This window comes from Streptomyces sp. NPDC017991, from assembly GCF_044328075.1.
In the GTDB taxonomy this organism is placed as follows: Bacteria; Actinomycetota; Actinomycetes; order Streptomycetales; family Streptomycetaceae; genus Streptomyces.
In genome coordinates this window covers 14,796-36,025 of sequence record NZ_JBIRGP010000028.1, presented here as the reverse complement: position 1 = coordinate 36,025, position 21,230 = coordinate 14,796, and the positions used below count along the sequence as shown (strand labels likewise).

20 protein-coding genes and 2 pseudogenes are annotated in these 21,230 nt (G+C 66.9%); 8 read left to right on the top strand and 14 right to left on the bottom strand.

The annotated features are described in order from the left end of the window. Window positions 1–100: 100 nt before the first annotated feature. From ACH4DZ_RS43460 to ACH4DZ_RS43450, 3 genes are all read right to left on the bottom strand, one after another. Window positions 101–1,255, bottom strand: coding sequence for a M20 family metallopeptidase (locus ACH4DZ_RS43460; RefSeq protein ID WP_398295172.1), 1,155 nt, complete (start codon window positions 1,253–1,255; stop codon window positions 101–103). Then, window positions 1,252–2,457, bottom strand: coding sequence for a dipeptidase (locus ACH4DZ_RS43455; RefSeq protein WP_398295170.1), 1,206 nt, complete (start codon window positions 2,455–2,457; stop codon window positions 1,252–1,254). The genes ACH4DZ_RS43460 and ACH4DZ_RS43455 overlap by 4 nt, the downstream gene beginning before the upstream one ends. A 411-nt stretch (window positions 2,458–2,868) precedes the next feature. Continuing rightward, a complete protein-coding gene (locus ACH4DZ_RS43450) occupies window positions 2,869–3,693 on the bottom strand; it encodes a CapA family protein (protein ID WP_398295168.1) in 825 nt (274 codons plus the stop codon). A 79-nt stretch (window positions 3,694–3,772) separates the two neighbouring features. On the opposite strand from ACH4DZ_RS43450, the gene ACH4DZ_RS43445 reads away from it, so the two are divergent. Then, window positions 3,773–4,630: an IclR family transcriptional regulator gene (locus ACH4DZ_RS43445; protein ID WP_398295166.1), complete on the top strand. Its 858-nt coding sequence runs from the start codon at window positions 3,773–3,775 to the stop codon at window positions 4,628–4,630. A 30-nt stretch (window positions 4,631–4,660) separates the two neighbouring features. On the opposite strand, the gene ACH4DZ_RS43440 is transcribed toward ACH4DZ_RS43445, so the two are convergent. Next, window positions 4,661–5,605 (bottom strand): polysaccharide deacetylase, encoded by a 945-nt coding sequence (locus ACH4DZ_RS43440; protein ID WP_398295164.1) that lies wholly within the window; start codon window positions 5,603–5,605, stop codon window positions 4,661–4,663. After that, a complete protein-coding gene (locus ACH4DZ_RS43435; protein WP_398295162.1) occupies window positions 5,605–6,930 on the bottom strand; it encodes an MFS transporter in 1,326 nt (441 codons plus the stop codon). The genes ACH4DZ_RS43440 and ACH4DZ_RS43435 overlap by 1 nt, the downstream gene beginning before the upstream one ends. A 382-nt stretch (window positions 6,931–7,312) precedes the next feature. Here ACH4DZ_RS43435 and ACH4DZ_RS43430 point away from each other — a divergent pair, with 382 nt between their 5' ends. Further along, window positions 7,313–8,401, top strand: a complete 1,089-nt coding sequence (locus tag ACH4DZ_RS43430) for an NADH:flavin oxidoreductase/NADH oxidase (RefSeq protein ID WP_398295160.1) — start codon at window positions 7,313–7,315, stop codon at window positions 8,399–8,401. Between the two features lie 40 nt (window positions 8,402–8,441). After that, window positions 8,442–9,242, top strand: coding sequence for an alpha/beta fold hydrolase (locus tag ACH4DZ_RS43425; RefSeq protein ID WP_398295158.1), 801 nt, complete (start codon window positions 8,442–8,444; stop codon window positions 9,240–9,242). 31 nt (window positions 9,243–9,273) lie between these two features. Here the strand turns inward: ACH4DZ_RS43425 and ACH4DZ_RS43420 are convergent. Next, a pseudogene (locus ACH4DZ_RS43420) lies at window positions 9,274–9,752 on the bottom strand (transposase family protein); the annotation flags it as partial. Window positions 9,753–10,333: 581 nt separating this feature from the next. Here ACH4DZ_RS43420 and ACH4DZ_RS43415 point away from each other — a divergent pair. Further along, window positions 10,334–10,687 (top strand): annotated as a pseudogene (locus ACH4DZ_RS43415) (VOC family protein); the annotation flags it as partial. 3 nt (window positions 10,688–10,690) lie between these two features. Then, a complete protein-coding gene (locus ACH4DZ_RS43410) occupies window positions 10,691–11,212 on the top strand; it encodes a RidA family protein (protein WP_398295187.1) in 522 nt (173 codons plus the stop codon). A 131-nt stretch (window positions 11,213–11,343) separates the two neighbouring features. Here ACH4DZ_RS43410 and ACH4DZ_RS43405 read toward each other — a convergent pair whose 3' ends face one another. Together ACH4DZ_RS43405 and ACH4DZ_RS43400 are read right to left on the bottom strand one after the other, a co-directional pair. Further along, on the bottom strand, window positions 11,344–12,510 hold the full coding sequence (locus ACH4DZ_RS43405; protein ID WP_398295156.1) for an acyl-CoA dehydrogenase family protein: 1,167 nt from the start codon (window positions 12,508–12,510) through the stop codon (window positions 11,344–11,346). 31 nt (window positions 12,511–12,541) lie between these two features. Further along, window positions 12,542–13,741 carry a CaiB/BaiF CoA transferase family protein gene (locus ACH4DZ_RS43400; RefSeq protein WP_398295154.1) on the bottom strand — a complete coding sequence of 400 codons (1,200 nt, stop codon included), beginning with the start codon at window positions 13,739–13,741 and terminating at the stop codon, window positions 12,542–12,544. 120 nt (window positions 13,742–13,861) lie between these two features. Between ACH4DZ_RS43400 and ACH4DZ_RS43395 the strand changes: the two genes are divergently transcribed. The 3 genes from ACH4DZ_RS43395 (at window position 13,862) to ACH4DZ_RS43385 (ending at window position 16,723) form a co-directional block, all read left to right on the top strand. Next, on the top strand, window positions 13,862–14,794 hold the full coding sequence (locus tag ACH4DZ_RS43395; RefSeq protein WP_398295153.1) for a LysR family transcriptional regulator: 933 nt from the start codon (window positions 13,862–13,864) through the stop codon (window positions 14,792–14,794). A gap of 238 nt (window positions 14,795–15,032) precedes the next feature. Then, on the top strand, window positions 15,033–15,902 hold the full coding sequence (locus ACH4DZ_RS43390; RefSeq protein WP_398295151.1) for a hypothetical protein: 870 nt from the start codon (window positions 15,033–15,035) through the stop codon (window positions 15,900–15,902). Next, window positions 15,899–16,723 carry an HpcH/HpaI aldolase/citrate lyase family protein gene (locus tag ACH4DZ_RS43385; protein ID WP_398295149.1) on the top strand — a complete coding sequence of 275 codons (825 nt, stop codon included), beginning with the start codon at window positions 15,899–15,901 and terminating at the stop codon, window positions 16,721–16,723. Before ACH4DZ_RS43390 ends, ACH4DZ_RS43385 begins: the two co-directional genes overlap by 4 nt. 177 nt (window positions 16,724–16,900) lie before the next feature. Here the strand turns inward: ACH4DZ_RS43385 and ACH4DZ_RS43380 are convergent, their stop codons facing one another. The 6 genes from ACH4DZ_RS43380 to ACH4DZ_RS43355 form a co-directional block, all read right to left on the bottom strand. After that, window positions 16,901–17,599, bottom strand: coding sequence for a GntR family transcriptional regulator (locus ACH4DZ_RS43380; protein ID WP_398295147.1), 699 nt, complete (start codon window positions 17,597–17,599; stop codon window positions 16,901–16,903). Window positions 17,600–17,661: 62 nt separating this feature from the next. Then, the gene (locus tag ACH4DZ_RS43375; protein ID WP_398295145.1) at window positions 17,662–18,099 is read right to left on the bottom strand and encodes a hypothetical protein; all 438 of its coding nucleotides are present in this window, start codon (window positions 18,097–18,099) and stop codon (window positions 17,662–17,664) included. Further along, complete coding sequence (locus ACH4DZ_RS43370) at window positions 18,096–18,269, bottom strand: hypothetical protein (RefSeq protein ID WP_398295143.1); 174 nt, start codon at window positions 18,267–18,269, stop codon at window positions 18,096–18,098. Before ACH4DZ_RS43370 ends, ACH4DZ_RS43375 begins: the two co-directional genes overlap by 4 nt. Window positions 18,270–18,427: 158 nt before the next feature. After that, on the bottom strand, window positions 18,428–19,711 hold the full coding sequence (locus ACH4DZ_RS43365) for a hypothetical protein (RefSeq protein WP_398295141.1): 1,284 nt from the start codon (window positions 19,709–19,711) through the stop codon (window positions 18,428–18,430). A 181-nt stretch (window positions 19,712–19,892) separates the two neighbouring features. Next, a complete protein-coding gene (locus tag ACH4DZ_RS43360) occupies window positions 19,893–20,111 on the bottom strand; it encodes a hypothetical protein (RefSeq protein ID WP_398295139.1) in 219 nt (72 codons plus the stop codon). A 24-nt stretch (window positions 20,112–20,135) separates the two neighbouring features. Beyond that, window positions 20,136–20,303, bottom strand: coding sequence for a hypothetical protein (locus ACH4DZ_RS43355; RefSeq protein ID WP_398295138.1), 168 nt, complete (start codon window positions 20,301–20,303; stop codon window positions 20,136–20,138). Between the last annotated feature and the right edge of the window lie 927 nt (window positions 20,304–21,230).

Here is a 21,230-nt window from a genome sequence, read left to right as displayed (position 1 = left end):
ATCCTTGACGGGCGGCATGTGTCGCGAGGACCTGGTGTATGTCACCTGACGTTGGTGACCGCACCGATGACTCAATAGGCAGGCATGCGCACGTTCTTCTTCAGGAGGATCGCTGCAGCAGACGAGCGCGAACCGACTCGGACTGTGCGACGTCCGCGATGGTGAGCGCCATGGCCAGGCCGGCATCGCGAACGAACCGGTCGCCCTCCGGGCCGCCGGCGGCGGCTGCGAAAGCGGCGGTGTGGTTCCCGTCCTCGGGCGGAAGGTTGAACGACAGCATGGGGTGCAGTGCGGGGATCCGCAGCGAAACGTTCCCCATGTCGGTTGAACCGAACATCTTGTCCGGATAGTCCGGAAACGTCCTCCCGACGGCTCGGGCGTTCTTTTCAAAAAGGGGAGCCAGGTCCTGGTCGTGGCGGAACTCGCGGTAGATGGAGGGCAAACACTCGTATCCCACGCTGGTGCCGGTGGCGACGGCTCCGGCGTCGAAGCACAGCTTCACCCGCTCCCACACCTCATCGACTTCGGCGATGGTGTCGCAGCGAATCATGCAGTCGGCCACGGCGTGGTCCGCGATGACGTTGACTGCCGAACCAGCCTCCCGCACGACGTGATGCACCCTGATGCCGTCGCGCAGCTGCTGTCGCAGCAGTCCGATGCCAGTCTGGGCGAGCACCGTCGCATCGGCGGCATTGAGCGCGCTCCACGGCCGGGACGCGTGCCCACCACGGCCTGTGTAGGTGACCCGCCAGGACCGCGAAGCACGCAGTTGCGGGATGACAACGTCCTTCACCTGCGGATGAACCATCATGGCCGCGTGTGTCCGGTCGAAGACGCCACGGTTCACCATGACTTCCTTGCCCGTTCCGCTCTCCTCGGCGGGGGTACCGAAGACCTGCACGGTCAGCCCCAGCTCGTCGGCGAACGGGGCCAGCGCCAGCGCGGCACCCACCGCGGCTGCAGCGATGACGTTGTGGCCGCAACCGTGACCGATGTCGGGGAGCGCATCCATCTCCGCGCAGAGGCCGAACGCCAGGTCACCGGAGCCCGCCGACGCCACGAACGCCGTCTCCAGTCCGGCTATCCCCCTTTCCGCCGTGAAGCCGCTGCCCTCAAGAACGCCAAGGATCGACGCGGACGTCTCGTACTCCTCGAAGGCCAGTTCAGGCGTGGCATGGATCGCGTGCGAGAGCCCCGTGACCTGATCCAGGTTCTTGTCGAATTCGCGCGTGATGCGCTCGGTGATATCACTCATCGCCCTACCCCATTCAGCAGTCGAAGGATGTTGCCGCTTAGCACGGCCTGGATGTCGCTGTCTCTGTAGCCGTGCTCGACGAGCCATCCGGCGACGTTGCGGAAGCTCTCACTCGGGTTTTCCATCCCATCGACATGAGCAATCCGGTCGTACCTGAGCTCTCCGGCGTTCGTCAGGGCCGACAAGCCGAGGTTCGCGCTCGTTGCGTGGTGGAAGCCCACGTGATCGCTGTAGAAGCCATCCGGCCCGAAGGCCACGTGCTCGATGCCCATCAGATCGACGGCGTACTGGAGGTGGTCCATCACGGACTCGATCGTGTGCGTCGTATGGTCGTGGGAGACCGTGGTGTGGGGGGCCTCGATACCGAGGACTCCGCCATGCCCAGCGCATGCCTTGAGTACGTCGTCGGGCTTCATTCGCGGGGTTGGCCAGACCGCGCGGGCGCCGGCGTGAGTGATGGCGATGGGCTTGGAGGACGCCTCGATCGCATCCAAAGAGGTCTGGTTGCTGGCATGTGACACGTCGATGAGGATGCCCAGTGCGTTCATGCGCTCCACTGCGCGGCGCCCGAACGTCGTCAAACCCGCGTCACGTGGCTCCTTTTGTCCGCTTCCCAGCGTGTTGGAGTCAGCGTCGACGAAGCCCATCTGACGGATGCCGAGTCCGTAAAGAACGTCGATGCGGTCGAACTCGTTCTCGATGGCTCCTGCGGATTCGATGCCCATGATGAACGCGATGTGACCATCACGCTTGGCGTCGAGGATGTCCTTGCCCGCTCGAGCTACCACGGCCCCATCCTGATGGGCCGGGTCCGCGAGACGCATACCGAGCGTCGTGGTCAGGTCATCCCACCTCCACCCCGACCATGTGGTTGCCCCGATAGCACCGAACAATTTGTCGAACAGGGCCGTCAAGCCGGCCCCTCGCAGCTCGGTAAAGGCGGTGAACTCATGCTTGGTCCGTACGTACGTGAAAGTCTCGGCCGGGTCCGACGGGAGCAGCTGCGGGTGATCGTGGAAGCTGATGATCACGTTCTCTGCGAACAGCCGCTCGACCCGTGCCGCCCGCTCCTCGTCCAGCACGGCGGCATAGGTGCTCCGCCGGTGGCTGGGGTCGGACAGCTCGACGCCTGGAAAGTCGACTCCGCGCTCCACATAGGGAAACGACTCGTAGCCGGACGGCCTGGCGACAGGGCTGGGCATGGGAAGCGACCCTTCTCAGGATGCACGTAGCTGCGATCTGGCTGATCTGCACCTTGTCTGTGCCGTAGATTAGCACGACGTTCCGCAATGTGATACGACATGCTGGGGCAGGGCTGTGATCTACTCATGGCGTTCAGTTGCCCGCGGGCTTCGATTGCGCAGTTCTTTTGCGCCCTAACCTTCAGTTCATTGCTCCCTGGCGCCGTACAGATCCGTCGACGTCCACCGTGATGGACGGGTCCAGCTCCCTTGACGCCTCCGAGAACCGGGCAAGTATCGATTGCGCCACCTCGGACCGAGGCATGATCGGCTGGCTGTCCGAGTCGAGCTCGATGGGATCAAGGCGCAGGTTGGGTCCATCGACCCCACCCAACTCCACGTGGAACACCGCGCTCTCGAACCACGGGCCTTTCAGCAGTGCCGCCTGACAAAGTTTCCCGTCGAATACAGAATCAGACCGCTCTTGTAAAACTCCACGGGATGAAGGCAGTGCGGGTGGCTCCCGATGATGAGGTCCGCTCCTGCGTCGACCAACCGCCACGCCAGTGGCCGCTGATACTGCGCGAGCGGTCCCTGCGTAGCAGGCAGGTAGCAAAATGGCACGCCCCAGTGCAGTGCGACGACAACGACGTCGTTGTGCTTCTTGGCCTCACGGATCAGGGCTTCGGCTGCCCGGACATCCGGCTCATGCGCACTCGAATGCACAAAGGGGGGTGTGCCGGGCGTCTCATCCAGGAAGGTACTGTCGAACTCGAAGCTCTGGCGTACACGAATCGCACCGATTCCCGCCCGGTCCGCGGTGGCGTTGTAGCCCAGCGGAAGGGCAGAGCAGAAGCTGAAGAAGGCCAGTGTGCTCTCGCCGACGGACACCACCCGCGGACGCGTCGCTTGGGCGACAGACTCTCCGAATCCAGCGTGCAGGACTCCTGCGGCGTCCAGCGCGCGTACCGTGTCGCGCATGCCGTCGGCCCCGTAGTCCATGGCGTGGTTCATGGCCAGCGACACCAGATCGAAGCCGAATTCCGCCAGTTCTGCAGCGCCTGACAGCGGCGCCCGCATCGCAACCAGCTTCTCGGCGCGCTCCCCGGATTCCGTGAGCGGTACCTCCAGGTTGCCGATCGTCAGATCGCCGCCCTTGAGAAGCCCGAACGCCGATTCGCCCGGGCCGGCGGGCTCCACCGTCGGACGCCGCGGCAGCCCCGATACAACTACATCGCCCACTACGGTCAGGTCCATAGCAATCCGTTCCGCTAGACGGTACGCCGTGCCGCAATGTAGTCCACAGCCTGCGTTGCAGCAAGGAGACTGTGCCGCCATGCGAGATGACCGGCGCGCCGAGTGGTACGCTCCGGTCGTATATTCGGAGATCGGGGAGGGCGGCGGAGACGTGACCGGGCAGGACAAGCCGGACAGCGGCATTAGGTCGATGAACAGCGTTCTCAGCACACTTCGCGTCCTTGAGGAAGTCGCCACGCGACAGCCGATCGGCGTCTCGGACCTGGCGCGCGCGACGGGAATTCCGAAGAGTTCGGTTCAGCGATGCCTTGTCACGCTTCAGCAGGCCGGCTGGTTGAGGGTCGTAGACCGTGATCACGCACGGTGGGGCGTGACGATGAAGGCTCTCGCCATCGGGCTACGGGGTGCTGGTGAGCAAGACCTTCGGGATCTGGCAGCGCCCGTCATCAAACGCCTCGCCGCAGAGACCGATGAAACGGTTCAACTTGGCCTGCCCGACGGGGACGAGTACGTCATCGTCGCGACAGAAGACAGCACGCAAGTGGTCCGTGTCTACCTCGAAGTCGGCACACGTGTGCCCCTTCGGGCCACTTCGGCGGGCGTAGCGATCATGTCACGCCTTGAACCTGCTGATGTGGACGATCTGCTGAAGTACGATCTCAAGGAGTTCGCGCATTCCCCCGTGCCGAGTTCCGCCGAGCTCCGCGAGGAGATCGAGCGGACCGCCGGGCGCGGATACGCACTCAACGTGTCCGGATGGTTTCGTCCGCACGTCGCTTCGATCGCCGCAGCCATCACGGACTCGTCCGGACGACCCATTGCAGGGCTCACGCTGTCCATCCCTCAGATGCGCTACGACAGCGCACAAGAAGGGGCCCTGGCACAGCTGGTCGTCGCGGCCGTGGACGAGATCAGCATGCTGATCTCGTCCACCTGAGCGCCTCACTGACCGCCGGCCGGACCCTGGTCAGACGTGGCTTTCCGGATACTGGCCGGCATTTCGCCACACATAGTCGGCGATCTCACCGTGTGTGGCGTACCACACGTTCTCGTGCGCCTTCATGTGCTCGACCAACCCGCGCAACGCCAGCATCCTTGAGCGATGCCCGATGATGTGCGGATGGCACACCAGCTGGAAGACCGCTCCGTCGGCATAGGCTGAGTCGAACTCGTCCTTCATGATCTCGACCCAGGCTCGGGGCGGGGTGTAGGGCCGGAAGGGGCCGTAGCGCGTCATCATGAAATAGGGTGCGTCGTCGCGGATCCACTCCATGGGCACCTCTACGATCCCCGTGGAGTGCCCGTTCGAGAGAATCTCGTAGGGCATGTCGTCGGCCATGAGCGACGAGTCGTATCTGAACCCGAGGTCTTGCAGGGTCTGCAGGGTCGAGTCGGAGAAGTCGGCACTCGGTGTTCTGATCCCGACCGGCCGCTGACCGACGAGATTCTCCAGGACATCCATACTGCGGCGGTTGAGATCGAGCTCGTCCTCCACCCTCAACAGCGCGTTCCGCTCGTGGATCCAGCCGTGCGCACCGATCTCATGACCCGCCGCGGCGTAGTCCTTGGCCTCCTGCGGGTGCAGCAGTGCGGACACCGCAGGAATGAAGAACGTGGCCGGGATCTGGAACTCCTCCAGAAGCCGCAGAATCCGACGGGATCCCACGCGCGACCCGAACTCGCCCCTGCTCATCGCACCGGGCGACGTCTCCCCTTCGCGAAGCGAGAGCGTCTCGTGGTCGGCGTCGAATGAGAGTGCTACGGCCATACGAGCGCCCCCCGGCCACACCCGCGGCGTCAGGTCGCGCCCCGCACGGACGCGCTCGGCGTGTCCCCGCCATGTGGCCTCGTCCCACTGCCACGGCTCCTGTTCGGTCGATACCTCTTGTCCCGAACCATGTGCTGCACTCATCAGTCGAGTGCTCCCTTCTTCGCGCCGTCGGGCATCGTCATGATCGTGACCATGCCGATCGCAGCCGAGGCAACGATGTAGATCCAGATTTTGTCCTGCTGCCCGATGCTGGCCAGCCAGGTGGTGAAGTACGGTGCGGTGCCGCCGAACAACGCGACTGCCGTCGCGTAGGGAAGTCCGGTCCCCGTCGTCCGTACAGAGGTGGGGAAGAGCTCGGCGTAGATGGCGGCCACATTCGCCGAGTTGCCGACGAGCAGAACCACCCCGGCTATTTCGACCAGTAGCAGCGTCCAGAAGCCGCCGCCGTCTAGCAAGCGGTAGGCCGGCCAGGAGAACAGCGCGAAACCGATCAGGAAGAACATGAAGGTGGAGCGCCTGCCCAGGCGGTCCGACAGGATCCCGCCGAACGGAAGCAACAGCATGAACAGGACGACCGCGAGGGAGTTTGCGAGAAGTGCCCTGTCCAGGTCGAGGCCGGACGTCGTACTGGCGTAGCCAGGCATGCTGGTGATCCACAGGTAGTAGATGATTGATCCGGGGACCGTGATCCCGACGACGCGGAGCATGCTCAGTTTGTGTTCGGCGAACAGCGTCGTGACCGGCTTGTGCGGCTTACCGGACAGTTCCGCGTTGTCGAAGTGCTGGCTCTCCTGCGTGCGGACGCGCAGCCACAGGACGATCAGCCCCAGGGCGGCGGCGACCGCGAAGGCGATCCGCCATCCGAACGCATGCATCTGCTCATCATTGAGAACCGAAGTCACGGCAAGCGCGAACAGCGAGCCGAGCAGCATCCCGCCCGCCGTCGACACCTGCTGGAACGACCCGGCGAATGCCCTCCTTCCCGGCGCCGCGCTCTCGATGATGTACGACACAGAGCTCGGCCACTCCCCGCCCGCGGAGAACGCCTGCACCAGCCTGGCCAACAGCAGCAGCAAGGGCGAGAACACGGCGATCTGGTCGTAGGTCGGGCACACCGCGATGGCCAGACCTCCGAACGACATCAAGCCGATGGTCAGCGTCAATGCCTTCTTGCGGCCGTATCGGTCGGCGTAGGCGCCCAGGACCAGGCCGCCGAGCGGACGCACGAAGAATCCGACAGCGAAGATCGCCAGTGTCGACAGCAACGCGGCGGTGGAATCGCCTTCCGGGAAGAACTGACTCGCGAAGACCGGAGCCAGGGACGCGTAGATGCCCCAGTCCAGGTACTCGACCGCATTCCCGAGCGATCCGGCGAAGATCGCCTTCTTCTGCCTGCGGGTCATCCTGGTCGGAGGCACCTTGCTGTCGGCGCATTCGACCACGACTGTGTGCTCTTCTGCTGACACGACTTTCTCCTTCAAATCGGAGTGAGGGAAAGAGTTCCGTCGTCAAGCCGGGACAAAGCCGGTTGCCCCTGCGGGCGCGATGTCGAGGCCGCGGAAGCAGCTGGCCCACGCTGCTCTACCGAGGAGGCAAGGGCGCTCGGCGAACCTGGTGATCCTGCCGAGGGATGTCGGTGCCGCGCCGCAGCCATCTGTCAGGCCTGCGGTCCGTGTTATGCCGGCCGCCCGTCGCGACGCATTCACGTCCGACTCGTTACGTGCCTTTCCCTCTCTTACCGGACCACTGCCGGACCGCATGTTGGCACGGAGTATCGTCTTGCGGTACGCTCGCTGTCAACCTCTTGTATTACCGGCATATGCATGGTGTGAGAAAGTGAGTCCAGCTGTGTCCAGCACAGAGTTCGCGGGCCCGGAAGTTACCCCGTTGCGGCTACGGGAGGTCACGATCCCCAACCGCGTATGGATGTCCCCCATGGCCCAGTACGCCGCCGGAACCGACGGGAAGCCGACCGACTGGCACCTCGTGCACTACGGTGCGCGCGCGGTCGGCGGGGTGGGCCTGGTCATGGTCGAGTCCAATGCCGTCGGTCCCCTGCACCGGACCACCTCGGCGGACCTCGGAATCTGGAACGAGGACCAGGCCGCCGCGCACCGGCGCCTGACCTCGTTCATCGCCGAGCGCGGCGCGGTTCCCGCGATTCAGCTGCTGGCTGCGGGCAGGAAGGGGTCACACCAGGTCCCCTGGGAAGGCGAGGGACAAAACAGCCCCGTGAGCGTGGCCGACGGCGGCTGGGAGCTGATCGCGCCGTCAGCGACCCCGTTCGGCGACCTGAGCGTTCCCCGGGAAGCCTCCCAGGCCGACATCGACGAGGTCGTCGAGGCATTCGTCCAGGCGGCCCGGATGGCCCATCTGGCGGGGTACGAGGTCGTCGAGATCCACGCCGCGCACGGATACATCCTGCACCAGTTCCTCTCCCCCTTGGCCAACCGCCGGACAGACGAATATGGGGGGAGCCTGCAGAACCGGATGCGTCTTCCGCTGCGCGTGGTCCGCGCTGTCCGGGAAGCCTTCCCGGCGGAGAAGCCCGTCTTCGTCCGCGTCACCGCTACGGACTGGGCCGAGGGCGGCATCACCATCGACGAAGCGGCGACGTTCGCCAAGGAACTGGCGGCCGTGGGCATCGACCTCCTCGACGTCACGTCCGGTGTGCTGACACGGGACCTGGCGGCCCGCCCGCCGCAGCAGGACGGAGTCAATGTCGGGTTCGCGAACACCCTCAAGAAGGCATCGGGACTCGCAGTCGCCCCGGTCGGACAGATCGGCGACCTGTCACTGGCCGGCAAGGTCCTGGCCGAGGGTCAGGCGGACGCGGTGCTGATGGGGCGCGCCTTGCTGCGCGATCCGTACCTCGCCCTGCGCAACCGGTCCAGCGACCCGGCGGCTTGGCCGACCCAATACCACCGGGCGCTGTAAAAGCCGGCTCCGCCCTTTGAGAACACGAGAAGAAACTGGGATGACGATGACGAACAGGATTGTGGCCAACCGCGAGATTCAGCGCGCGAACGACACGACGATCCGGTATACGATCAGCGGTCCGGCCGACGGTCCGACCGTGGCTTGCATCCACGGCTGGGGTTGCAACCGTACCGATTTCGACGCGATCACCGGCTTTCTCCCCGAGCACTACCGCGTCCTCACGATCGATCTCGCCGAGCACGGCGAGTCCCGGTCCACCCGAGACGTCTGGACGATGGAGGAGTTCGCCCGCGACGTTACGGCCGTGCTCGAAGCCGAGTCGGTGGACAACTGTGTCGTGGCCGGGCACTCCCTCGGCGGGGCGGTGGCCGTCGAAGTCGGCCGGGTTCTTCCCGACGTGGTCTCGCATGTGGTCGCGTTCGACGCCCTGCATTACCTCGCGCTGTTCCCCGCTCCGGACGAGCAGTTGGCCAACGCGATACTGCAGCCGTTCCACGAAGACTTCGCCGCAGCGACGCGAGGTCTGGTCGAGGGCGGATCGCTGAAGGACACCGATCCGGCGCTGACGGATGCCTATTTCGAGAAGATGGTGGCTGTGCGGCAACCCGCGGGCCTGCGATCGATCGAGGGTCTGGTGTACTGGGACATGGACGCCGCACTGCGCGAGGTCAAGCAGCCGATCACGGTGTTCGCGGTGCGCGCGATCCTCACGCAGGAGGCCATCGACCGCTATGGCGACCGCATCCGCTTCGTGCCGGTCGACCTGGGAAGCCACCATTTTCCCGTCGAGTCGCCCGAAGGCACCGCCAAGCTGCTGGCCGATGTGGTGTCCGTCTGAAGCGTGTTGCGGAAGGCTGTGACAGGCAGCTTCAGTTGGGTTGTCGGTGCGTCTGGTGGAGGTCGTCGCCGCGCTGCCGGCAGTCACGGAGGATCTTGTAGTTCTTCATCCGGCCGATCACGTGCTCGACCCGAGCACGGACCTTGCGGTGCTCGGTGTTGTCTTCTTCGCCCTTGAGCAGGGGGCCGTCAGGGCGTTTGCGCTGCGGGACGATCAGGTCGGTGTTGAGGTGGACGCCGTCGCCGAGCAAAAGTAACGCCCTGGCAGTGGGCGGGACGGGGCACCACCAGCCGGGTGTCTGGGTCCACGATGACCTGCACGTTCGCCGAGAGCGGGTAGTTGCCCGAGGCGGTGCCCACGCTCCGGTCATGGACCGGGATCGCAGTGCGCAAGCAGCGGCCCCAGCCGTTGGATGCCCAGGCACACAGCTGAGGAGGACACCCCGAACAGCGGGCCCAGGTGCCGCATGGTCAGGTTCGTGCGGTAGTACACCGCCACCACCCACACCCGCCCACCCCCTAAAACCCAGCCATGACAGGGAGATGCCCAGATCAGCGCCTTATACAAGATGTATTTCGGTGTGCAGGTGACGGATGCTCATGACACTAGGTCTTGGGCCCTCTGTCGTGGGCGTCGTCGATGACCTGCCCCTCGAATTCGACGTCACTCTTCAGCCGGGCCCGTAGGTGCTGATCGCCACGGCTGTAGATACCGCGTATGGCCATCCGTCCGGCGGAGACAAGTGGTACCGGGCCGCAACCGACCACCGTGGGGACGCGGGACCGTGGTGTCCGGCGCTGCGGGCGACCACTGCTGGTGCCTCAGTCCGACGCGTGGCCTCGGAGAACTGGGCACCGAGGGACGTGCGGGGCAACAGGACGGGAAGGCCGGCCTCACCGGCCCGCGCACAGCACGGGACTTGCCTGCACCCGGCGCGTCTCGACGTAAAGAGTGTTCGGTGACCACGAGCACCTCATGTCGGATCCTGGAGGGTCTCGACGAGGTCATCGAGGCATTCGAACCCACGAAGACGAATTCTTCGCATCGCGAAGCTGAAGCCGACTCAGCCAACTCATAGGAAGTTGCACGTCATGCGTGTGGATCACTTTGATCACATTGTTCTGGTTGTGCGTGACCTTGACGTCACGACGGACTTCTACACCCGCGTCCTCGGGATGGAGTCCGTGACGTTCGGCGGCGGGCGGCGTGCCCTCGTCTTCGGCTCCAGCAAGATCAACCTGCATCAGGCAGGCAATGAATTCGAGCCCAAGGCCCACCGGCCCACACCCGGCAGTGCTGATGTCTGCCTGATCGTGAGTCAGCCGATCGACGACGTCGTGACGGAGCTCAGGCAACGGGGCGTGGATGTCGAAGAAGGGCCGGTACGGAGAACAGGGGCCAACGGACCCATCACCAGCGTCTACCTTCGTGACCCTGACGGCAACCTCGTGGAGCTCAGTACGTACAACGGTGTCGGCGCAGCAGAGGAAAGGATCGCGGCACTGGGCCTGAAGCTGCCTGAGGTTGTGCCGCCGCTGGCCACATACCAACCCGCCGTCCGCTCGGGTGCGTATGTCTTCACTTCCGGCCAGTTGCCCATGGTCGATGGCGTGCTGCCCGTCACCGGCAAGGTCGGCATCGAGGTCAGTGCGGAGCAGGCCAAGGAACTCGCGGCGGTCAGCGTGCTCAACGCGCTCGCCGCCGTGAAGTCTGTCGTCGGTGACCTCGACAGAATTGTGCGGGTGGTGAAGGTAGTCGGTTTCGTAGCCTCCGCGTCGGACTTCACCGGCCAGCCGGGCGTCGTCAACGGCGCGAGTGAACTACTCGGGAAGGTGCTGGGCGAAAGCGGCGTACACGCCCGCTCCGCGGTCGGTGTGGCCGTGCTGCCTCTCGACGCCCCGGTGGAAATCGAGGTCCAAGTCGAGGTTCGGGACCATGAGCTGTCCGACGGTTCGCCCTCGCATCCCTAGCCGGATCGAGGCGGGAGTGCTCGTTCCCGCGCACAACGCCGGCACGCGCCACCTTTGCCGAGCATGACCATCCCCGCCGATCTGCGGATCGCCTCGGCCCATCGGCCATGTACTTCACACACCTGCGATGTTCACGTCTCCAGCCCTCCTCGCTTGACCAGCTGACTCGCGATGACGTTGCGCTGGATCTCGTTGGTGCCCTCTCCGACGATCATCAACGGGGCGTCACGGAAGTAGCGTTCGACGTCGAACTCGGTGGAGTAGCCGTAACCGCCATGGATGCGGACGGCGTTGAGGGTGATCTGCATGGCCGTCTCGGAGGCGAACAGCTTCGCCATCCCCGCCTCCATGTCCACTCGCCGCCCGGCGTCCGCCTCGCGCGCCGCGTACAGGGTCAGCTGCCGGGCAGCTGTCAGTGAAGTCGCCATGTCCGCCAGGTAGTTACCGATCGACTGGTGCTGCCAGATCGGCTTGCCGAACGACTCCCGCTCCTGGGCGTAGATCAGCGCGTCCTCCAGCGCCGCACGGCCGACCCCAAGCGCGCGGGCTGCGACCTGCAACCGCCCGGTCTCCAGGCCCTTCATCATCTGCCCGAAGCCCTTGCCCTCCACGCCGCCGAGCAGGGCGTCGGCCGGTGCCCGATAGTCCTTGAAGGACAGTTCGCAGCTTTCCACACCTTTGTAGCCGAGCTTGGGCAGGTCACGGGAGACTGTCAGCCCCGGCCCGTGCTCGACCAGGAGGATGGAGATGCCCCGGTGTGCGGGAGCGGCCTCGGGGTCCGTCTTACACAGCAGGGCGATCAGCTGCGAGCGGCGGGAGTTAGTGATCCACGTCTTGGCCCCGTTGACGACATAACCGTCGCCGTCCCTGCGGGCGACCGTACGCATCGCCTGCAGATCCGAGCCGCCGCCCGGCTCCGTCAGGGCCATGGTCGCCCGGATCTCGCCGGTGGCCATCCTGGGCAGGTACCGCCGCTTCTGCTCTTCGGTGCCGAAATGGAGCAGCAGCTTGGACACGACCGTGTGGCCGCCCATCGCGCCGGCCAGGCTCATCCACCCGCGGGCCAGTTCCTCGGTGATCAGCACGTAGCAGGGGCCGGAGACAGGGGTGCCGCCATACTGCTCGGGGACGGCGAGGCCGAAGATACCGAGCTGCTTCAACTGCTCGATCAGGGCTACGGGGTAGGTGTTGGCGTGCTCCAGCTCCTGGACGACCGGTTTGACCTCGTTGTCCACGAAGTCGTGCACCGTGCGGACGATGAACCGCTCGTCCTCGGACAGGGTGTCGAGAGTGCTCATGTTGTGTCGCTCCTGAAAGTGGGGGCCGACGTCAAAGGACGCGGTCGGCTCGTAGGTCCTGGATCTCGGCCGGGCCGTATCCCAGTTCGGCGAGGAGAGGCGCGGTGTGCTCGCCGGTGGCAGGCACGGCGTCCATGCGGGGTGTCACGCCTGCCAGGTCGGCCGGGGGAAGCAGGGCCGGCACCGTCATTCCCCCAGGAATCGGCACGTCCCGCCAGCGGCCGCGTGCGGTGAGCACCGGGTGGGCGAGGAAGTCCTCGATGCCGTTGACTCCGGCGTTGGCGATGGCGGACTCGTCCAGCAGTCTCATCGCTTCGGCGCTGTCCGTCGCCGCGAACCGTTCGGCCACGATCGCGTTCAGTTCCTCGCGGTGGGTGACGCGTGCCGAGCCGGTGGCGAAGCGCGGTTCGTCGACCAGGCCGGGGGCGTCGAGGAAGCGCTCGCACAGCGCGGCCCACTCGCGTTCGGTCTGGACGGAAACCAGGACGTCCTTGCCGTCGGCGCAGGTGTAGGCGCCATAGGGGGCGATGGTGGCGTGCTGGTTACCGACCCGCGGGGGCTGAGTGCCGCCGAAGCGGGTGTAGTACGCGGGCTGGCCCAACCACTCCGCCAGCGCCTCGAACAGCGACACCTCCACAGGTCGGACGGCACCCGTGGTGGCCCTGGTGAACAGAGCCGTGAGGATGCCCGAGTAGGCGTACATGCCGGCCGCGATGTCGGCGATGGAGATGCCCACCCTGGCGGGCGCCTCCGGGCTTCCAGTGAGGGTGACGAGTCCGGTCTGGCACTGCACCAGCAGGTCATACGCCTTGCGTTCGGCCCAGGGTCCGGTGGCGCCGTAGCCGGAGATCGAGCAGGGGATCAGTGTCGGGAAACGCTCGCGCAACGCGTCTGCTTCCAGACCCATCCTCGCGGCCGCTCCGGGCGTCAGATTCTGTACAAACACATCGGCCCGGGCGAGGAGTTGTCCCAAAATGTCTCGTCCCCGCCCGGACTTCAGGTCGAGAGTCAGGGATTCCTTCGAGCGGTTGAGCCAGACGAAATAGCTGGACTCACCGTGCACGCTTGTGTCGTACCGGCGGGCGAAGTCACCTCCTCCCGGGCGCTCCACCTTGATCACCCGAGCACCGAGGTCGGCGAGTTGTCGCGTGGCGAAGGGGGCCGCCACCGCCTGCTCGACACTGACGACGGTGACACCGGACAAGGGAAGGGTTTCGGGGTAATGGGGCATGCGTTGGCCTCCGGTAGTGGACTCGACCCGCCGAAGTACCATCATGAGCACTCATGACAGCAGGAGTGAAATAGCAAACCATGATGGCACCATGCCGGGTGCGGATGGTGAGGGAGAGTCGTGGACGTCAAACAACTCAAAGCGCTCGTCACGGTCGCCGAGGTAGGAAGCGTGACCCGGGCTGCGGAGCTGCTGCACCTGGTGCAGCCGGCCGTAACCCGGCAGATCCGCACCCTGGAGCAGGAGCTCGGCGTCCCACTCTTCGAGCGGACCCGACTGGGCATGCGCCCCACTGAGGCCGGCTCGATCATGGTGGACCGGGCACGGCGGGCGCTGAACGAGCTGGAGCGGGCCCGCGTCGAGGTGCGGCCCGCACCCGACGCTGTCACGGGCATCGTCAACGTCGGCCTACTCGACAGCACGACCGATCTGCTGGCCGAACCACTGGTCTCCACCCTCACCAGGGAGTACCCCGGTATCGAACTGCGCCTGATGACGGCCTACTCGGGGCACCTGCAGCGATGGCTCGACGACGGGGACCTGGACCTGACGCTCCTGTACAACCTGGACAGCACCCCGTCGCTCAACACCCGGCCGCTGGTGCGCGAACACCTGTGGGTGGCAGCCCCGCCCTCCGCCGGCCTGAATGCCGATCATCCCGTCCCCTTTGCCGAGGTGGCCGACCATCCAATGGTCCTGCCTGCCTCCGGCCATGCCCTGCGCGCACTGATCGACGCCGCTGCGGCGCGCGCGCAGGCCGACATGGATGTCGTCGTCCAGACCAACTCCATGCGGGTGCAGAAACAGCTCGTACTGGCCGAGCACGGCTGGACCGTGCTGCCCGGGGTCGGCATCGCCGAGGACGTCGCGAACGGCACGCTGAGCGCCGCGCCGCTCACCGACCCGGCTGTGTGGCGTTCAATCGTCCTCGCGACCCCGAGATCCGGCCGGACGCCACCCGCCGTGGAAGTCGTCGCTCGGGAACTTGTGCGACAGATCAGCGTGGCCGTGCATGAGGGCCGATGGCCGTCGGCGCAGCTCCAGGGCGAGTGACGTTGTCCAGCCCCGTGCCAGTCCCGGACCGGACAACGTCCCCCTGCTGGCCGTGCAGTCATACAGGCCGGGCATACCAGCATCATGCCTTTCTATTGTTCAGCCCCATCCAGCAGCACTCATGATCTATGGCATGAACGACACACCCGCTCCCGCGCCACCCTCCCGGGCGGCACCTGCCCCCACCGGTACGGCCGCCGCGCGCCGACCCTGCAGGTCACCCCGATAAGAGGAAACCATGCCCCTGCCCGCACCCCTCGCCTCCTTTGTGGAGTCCTGGCATCCCGAACCGGTGACTGACAAGGACCTCCTGCCGCCCGTCCCGGCGGCGGCCCTGTCGAACCTGCTGGACCTCCCCGGCACCGCCGCCGAGTCAGGCGATCCGCTGCCCCCTCTGTGGCAGTGGCTCTACTTCCTGCAGTGGGCTCCCCAGCAGGGCCTCGGCCCCGACGGACACCTGCGCGACGCCCGCAATCTGCCGCCCATTCCGGACCGCCGGCGCATGTTCGCCGGTGGACGCTGTGAGATCACCGAGCCCCTGCGTCTCGGCGATCCGGCCGAACGCACCAGCAGCCTGGCCGCCGTCACCCCCAAGCACGGCCGCAGCGGCGAGCTGCTGGTCATCACCGAGCGCCAGGAGTTCCGGCAGCACGGCCGCCTCTGCGTGGTGGAGGAGCAGGACATCGTCTACCGCTCGGGCGACGGCAACGCGCCCCGGCACCCGGCCACGCTCGACTTCTCGGCTGTACCAGAGGCGGAGGGGGCGTGGCAGCTGCGGCTCCGGCCGGCCGAGACCTTGCTGTTCCGGTTCAGCGCGCTCACCGCGAACGCCCACCGCATCCACTACGACACTCCGTACGCGCGAGATGTGGAGGGTTATCCGCGTCTCGTCGTCCACGGCCCGCTGCTGGCCCTGCTGATGCTGGAACTCGCGCGCAGAAACGCCCCGGAGCGGCAAGTACGGTCGCTTTCCTACCGGCTGCACCGGCCGGCGTTCGTCGGCGAGCACCTCCTCGCCGACGGCACGCCCACCGAAGGACAGGCACGGCTGCACGTCGCCACCTACCGCGAGGCCCGGCACGCCACCGCCCAGGTGACCTTCGCATGAGCCACCCGGACCGCATCACCGCCGCGCGAACCCTGCTTTTCGTTCCGGGCAACCGGCCCGACCGTTTCGACAAGGCAGCCTCATCCGGCACCAACCTCGTCATCATCGATCTGGAGGACGCCGTCGCCCCGGACGACAAGGACAGTGCCCGCGACAACGCGAGCGCCTGGCCGGCCGTCGGCACCACAGCCGTCGTACGCATCAATCCGCCCGGCACCCCCTGGTTCGAGGCGGACTTGGCACAAGCGGCCGCCCACGGCTGCCCTGTCATGGTGCCCAAGTCCGAGGACCCGTACATCCTGGCAGAGATCGCCGACCGTGCGGCCGGACGCTGTCCGCTGATCCCGCTGGTCGAGACGGCTCTCGGCATCGAGCGGGCCCATGAGGTGTGCTCCGTCCCCGGAGTCGTGCGCGTCGCCTTCGGCAACATCGATCTGGCCGCTCAACTGGGTGTGGCCCCAGATGACCATGTCGCCCTCACCCATGCCCGTTCCCGACTGGTGCTCGCCTCCGCGGCGGCCGGCCTCCACCCGCCCGTCGACGGTGTCACCACCGCCGTACGAGATGCCGGTGCGCTCGATGCCGACATCGCGCACGCCCGGCGCCTGGGCTTCACCGGCAAGCTGTGCGTCCACCCTGCTCAGGTGCGGCCCATCGCCGACGGGTTCGCTCCCACCGCCGACGAACTGCGCTGGGCACGCAGTGTCCTGGGCGTCGGCGATTCGGTCGCCGTGGTCGACGGACAGATGGTCGACCGGCCGGTACGAGAACGGGCAAGGGGCGTCCTGGCCCGCGCGGAGGAAGCGCACACCGCACCTTGACACCGACCCCGGCGAGCCCGGGTCCGCCGGGCACGTGCGCCGTGATGCGAGGATCGGGGCAGGCGGTGACTGAGGAAGTCCCGGAGCCGATCGGATGACGCTCGATCGAGCCTGGCCGTGCTGGAACACTCATGGGCAGTCGAGCGGAAGACCGGGACGGTGATGGGTCCGACTTGGTCAGCCGACGTCGGTTCTCTGGCGCTCGGACCGCTGTGCGGCGAGCTGGGCCAGTGCGGTCGCCGCGGCATTGCGGACATGGATCTCGCACGCTGCACGAGCGGCACCGGCATCACCGCGCACGACCGCGGCATCGTAGATGGCGGTAAGTTCCCGAACAGTCTCCGGTTCCCGCCCCTCAGCCTGCATGGACAGCCCACGCAACATCTGCACGCGTGCGTGGATGCCGCGAAGGGTCGAATCAATGATCGGATTCCCCGCCCCGGCAGTGAGGATGTCGTAGAACTCGTCCTTCATCGCGAGCCGCTCGCTCAGGTCGGCTTTGCTGTAGGTGCGTGAGAAACGGCGAACCAACTCACCCATCTGCTCACGCTGTTCGGGGGTGGCCCGCTCGACGAAAAGGGCCCCGGCCAGACCTTCCAGCGCGCATCGCACCTCGTAGAGCGCCTTGGCGTCGAAGACCGTCAGTTCGGTGATGACCGGACCGCGGTTCGCCACCGTGGTCACAAGTCCTTCGGACTCAAGCTGTCGCAAGACCTCACGAATCACAGTCCGGGAGACCTCGTACCGTGCGCACAGCCGCGCCTCGACCAGCCGCTCCCCGGGCGTGAACTCCGCTGCCAGGATGTCTTGACGGAGCAGTTCGAGCACCTGCAACCGCAGTGGCGCGGCCACACGCTGTGCTCGTTGCCCTGCCACGCGGCCGCCTCCTTCTCGTCACCGATTCTAACTATAGTACCGTAATACAATGGTCCGCGAAGCTAGGGGACCGGAGGGCTGTCTTCAAGGTGCTTGACCGCTTCGCGGTAGTGGTCCTCAACTTCGGTCACCAAACCTCGCGCGTACGCCGCGATGCCTGGCCCGGAGCTGGTTCCGGCGGCTTCGGTGCGCTCGGTCAGCGACTCCAGGGCTTCGGCGGCGGTGCCGTGCTCCCCGCACCGGACGGCCGCCTGCACCGGTTCGGGCAGGGTTAACCCGATGAGGTAGAGGTCGCTGCGCGCGATGACCCGCCGGGCCGCGGCCAGTGCGGCCGGGTACTCGACCAGGCCGTTGTGCAGCACGGCCGCCGCCCAGTGAGCGTCGGCGATCTGTTGCCCGGCACCACTTGGGGTCACTGTCGCGGTGGCTGTCTCGAACAGGTCCAGGGCCTCTTGGCGGCGGCCGCGCAGCGCGGCCAGGTGCAGCCGGTGGTAGGTCACCGGGGCCCGCCGATGGCGTCGGCGATGGCCTCCTCTTCGATGATCGCCGCCACCGCCGACTTGAGGTCGCCGGACAGTGCGCTGCCAGTCGCCGTCTGGGCCAGGCCCATACGCAGCAGAAGGGGAGAGCCCGATGTGCTGCCGGTCTTCATCAGCCACTTGGTGATCATCGTGTGAGTGTGCGGGTCCCCAGTTCGGAGGCGAGCACGGCGGCAAGCGCGGGCCGGCTCGTCCATAACGGACTCACGTCGCCGTCGAGGACTTCACGTATCAGGGGGCCGCGGCCCGGTGCCCTTCCTTGATCAACAGGTTCAGGGCGTCCAGAGCGTCAGGTAAGCGCGGTGCGCGTGCCGCGGAGCGTGCCGCCGTCAGGACGGTGCCCACCACCCCGGTCGCCTGGCCGACGACCAGGCTCATCGAGCGCGTCCAGGAAGCAGGCGCGGGACCAGCGCGGGTCGGGTGCGCCGAGGCGCCGTGCGGCACGCAGCATGTACTTCGGTCCGTCGCCGTCGTTGTGCCGTACGAAGGCGATCTGCTCGCGCAGCAGGTCGGCCCGGGCATGCTGGCGTTCGTCCAGTGCCGCGTTCTCGACAGTCGCCAGGAGTTGTGCCGCGGTGTCTCGGTGGCGCCCTCGTCGAGCTGGGCCTGTGCGGCGGTCAGGGGCCGTTCGATCCGCCTGTTGGTGTCCAGCGACAGGGCCGCCGCGCGTTCGAGGAAAGCCGCAGCAGCCACTACACCGCCGCGCGAGTGGGCCGCACTGCTGTGAACGCTCCAGTTCGGCGGCGACCTCCTCGTCGGGTCCCGTAGCGGCCTGGGCCCGGTGCCAGGCGCGCCGGTCGGGATCCACCGCCGGATCGGTGACGGCGGCCAGCGCCCAGTGTGCCGCCCGACGCCGGGCCGGGGTGGCGGCCCGGTAGACGGTGGAGCGCGCAAGCGGATGGCAGAAACGCACCCGGGTGGCGAACTCCACCAGCCCTGTGGCGGCCGCGTGCGCCTCCGCCACGTCGATGCCCAGCAGCCGCGTGACCGGCCACAGCAGACCGGGATCACCGGTCGGCTCCGCGCTCGCCACGGTCAGCAACAGCCGCGCCAGATCAGGCAGTGAGGCCAGCCGGGAGCGGAAGCCGTGCTCGATCCGGGTCGGCACGGACGACGTGTCCGGCGGCGCGAACCCGCCCGCCCCGGGCAGCTCCGGCAGCGCCAGGAGATTTCCCCGCGCCTCGGCCATGAGACGTCGGCGCACCTGGCCGTCCAGCGTCACATAGCTCTTCGCCGACAGCAGCGCCAGCGCGTCGATGTCGCCCGGACCGCCGACGAACAGACCCGGCAACTCGTCCAGTTCACCCACCGCCTGCTGCGGCCGGGCCGCGAACGCCATGGCAACCGGTTCACAGCCCACCCACCGTGCGAGGAAGGTCACGACCTCCGACGACGCCGCGCCCAGCCACTGGGCGTGGTCGACGAGGCACAGCATCGGACGCTTCCGGACCGCGCAGGACGGGTCCCTCGCCCGCCTCGCCGCAGCGATCATCGCGGCGATCTGCCCGGAGCTGAGCTCCTGGTAGCCGGGGTGAGCGCTGCGCAGTTCGGTGACGGTGACGGTGGGGACCACGAGCTTGGAAGTCGGCCAGGTACCCGCTCTCGATGGTTTTGGCGTGCGAGTAGGTGGTGCGCAGGCGGGGCCGAAGACCTACGGCTGGTCCATGGGCCGGGCGCCCGCAGGGATCGGTAGTCCCGGGCCGGTGCGGTGGCGGTGGTGCGCTTGGGCTGCGCCCCGGTGGTGGGCGGCCCGGTCAGGCGGAGGGCTTCCCACACATACGGCGTGGCGGTGAGGTAGAGGGGTCGCTCGGCCGGATGCGCTCGTTGTCGTGCAGCGCTGTCCAGTTCTTCTCCCAGGTTCCGGCCGGGGCGTGGGCTTCGTCCACGATCAGCAGGCCGAAGACAGGGGCGGGGAGGATCGCGGAGTGCTGGGCCCCTTCGATCTTGGACAGCGAGTCGTAGGTGATGAACACCGTCGCTTCGGGTCGGCGGCCCAGTCAGTAGGCCAGGTACTCCCCCGCGTTGGCCGAGTCGACCTCGGCCTCGGCGAGGAGCGGGTGGGATTCGGCGCGCGGCGAGGAGACGGTGATCATCGGCTCGCGGCGGCCGTCCGCGCGGGCGGCCGCCGCCCACCGCACGACCAGGTCGAGACCGGGCACCGCCAACGAGCGCCGCCAGGGCGCGATGGGATTGTCACCCGACGGACCCTGGGAAGCGGTACGGCCGGGCCCTCGTCGCCGTCTTCGAGCCGCCCCGGCCGACCGCAGCGGTGTACGCGGCGTGCGCTCTGGCTTCAGGGGGCGATCACATTGCTGCTGGGACCTGGCGGTGTCAACGGTCCCTCACGACCCTCACAGGACAGCGTATCTACCTGGAGGAACGGTCAATGGTCCTCACAGGCTCGGGCCGACGTGACGCCAGGTGCGTGACATCGGGGCCCGATGCCAGTGAATCTGGACCGTTTGCCATCGAAGTTGGATCAGAGGCTGCGGTTCGCCGCAGTCGCGGCCAGCTTTCTCCCGTTTCTTGATCGGGGATGCTTCGTTGGTCTGTTCGGTGACTCAGCTGCCAACTGAGTAGCTCAGTCCGTCCACGGCGGCGTGGCTGCTCTCCCCACCGCCGACGAGGAAAAGGAGACCCTGCCATGCGTCGGATCCATTCGCTCGCCGTCGCCGCGGCCGCCTTGGTCACGGCCTTCGGAGCGGTACCCGCCGCGACTGCCGCCCCCGCCGCGGCCCCACGGTGATCAGCAGCCGAGCTGCCTACAACCTGCAGGGCAGCTATCAGATCCGTTCCTTCAAGCCTCAGTAGGGAATCCGGCAGGACCGTAGGGCGCCTCCGTAGAGGTGCCCTACCCGAGTTCTCCACATCGGTCCTTCGCAGACAACGGCAGTTGTCACCAGATCGGCGTGGTACTTGTCGCCATCAGCGCAGGAAGCGTTGCTGTTGTCACCGGCTCCGGCGATCCGTCGGTCACCTGCGCTGCACGGCGTCCCTGTCCGGCAGCCCTGTGCGACCTGCTCGGCAAGCCCCTCATCAGGATCGCCTCCGGGGGGCATCGTCGCACGCGTCCGCCGCACGCGGCGCCGAAC